Raw genomic sequence first — 1,373 nt, forward strand, 5'->3', positions numbered from 1 at the left:
GGCGGGGACGACGTGGCGCTGCAGCGCGCAGCGCAGGCGCGTCCCCCATCGCGCATCCGCCGCGACGACGGCGCCCTCGTCGTCGCTGGCGTCGACCCAGCCGTCGCCGTCGGACGGAATCGCCGTCTGCAGGGTCTCGCGCCCGGTGTCGGCCAGGATCGTCCAGCCCCGGGCGAGACCGTCGCGGCATTCGGCGACGTTCGGGTCGAGGTCGCGATAGGCGCGCGCCTTGTCCGTGGAGAGCACGACGTAGTTCAGGAACAGGATGCCGAGGGCGGCGAGCCCTACGCGCTGGTCTCCCGAGAAGGGGCCGGCGACGCGGCCGTCGACAGCGCGATGCTCCGCCACGCCATGGACGACGAGATGCGGGCCAAGGGCATGCCGGCCACCATGGTCAAGCCGGTGATCACCCAGCTCGACGCCCTGAAGAAGCACCTCGCGCACGGCTCGCACTACGTGATCGCCTTCGTCCACGGCTGGCGCCACGACGCGCGGATCGGCGACGGCAACGTCGCGGACCTGCGCCTCTACGCGGCCCACGCCGCGCGCTTCCTGGCGCAGCGCTGCCCGGACGACCCGAGCGTCTGCGACATGGACGTGACGGCGATCTACGTCGGCTGGCGCGGCGCCCGCGTGGACGAGCGCGGCCTGCGGACCTGGTTCGGCGACGCGGTCGGCGGCTTCTTCGGCGGCCTGTCGGCCGGGGCCACCCTGTTCGACCGCAAGCCCGTGAGCGAGGCGATCGCCCCCGGGGCGATCTCGGCGCTGCGCACGATCGAGACGACGCTGAGCGCGCCGGGCGCGCACAACAAGCTGATCGTGGCCGGGCACAGCCTCGGCGGCAACATGCTCGCCACCGGGCTGCAGGACGACGTCGTCAAGGCGGTGCGCCGCCACCGCTTCGGCGAGACGCTGCCGCCTGTGCTCGGCAACCTCGTGGTCCTGATCAACCCGGCCTCCGAGGCGAGCAAGTGGACCGCGATCCAGCGCGAGGTCTGGTCCCACCTCGCCGACCACGCCGACGCGCACACGCCGGCCTCCGAGGTCGTGCGCGACGACGGCTACTTCCCCGCCGACCAGCGGCCCGTGTTGATGTCGGTCACCGCGGCGCTGGCCTTCCCGGCGGGCGGGCTACGGCCCGGCGACTGCGCCTGGATCGGCCTCGACGTCGCGGACGGCTTTGCCGCCGCCCGCAAGCGCATCCGGAGCCGGCTCGCCGCCACCGACCGCATGTTCGATGCCGGCGTCGACTACGATTGGGCGACGCACGACCTGTTCCCGACCTTCAAGTTCGACTTCCGTCCGGCCGCCGGCTTCCTCGACCGGGTGGCGGCGCGGTTCGAGGGCCGCCCGCCCCGCGGCGAGACCTGCAC

2 pseudogenes are annotated in these 1,373 nt (G+C 73.5%); one reads left to right on the top strand and one right to left on the bottom strand.

What is annotated here, in order from left to right:
• Positions 1-348: pseudogene (locus FV222_RS26205) on the bottom strand (hypothetical protein); the annotation flags it as partial.
• Here FV222_RS26205 and FV222_RS26210 point away from each other — a divergent pair.
• Positions 337-1,373, top strand: a pseudogene (locus FV222_RS26210) (hypothetical protein); the annotation flags it as partial. The pseudogenes FV222_RS26205 and FV222_RS26210 sit on opposite strands and share 12 nt — an antisense overlap.

This window comes from Methylobacterium sp. WL103, assembly GCF_008039885.1.
In the GTDB taxonomy this organism is placed as follows: domain Bacteria; phylum Pseudomonadota; class Alphaproteobacteria; order Rhizobiales; family Beijerinckiaceae; genus Methylobacterium; species Methylobacterium cerastii.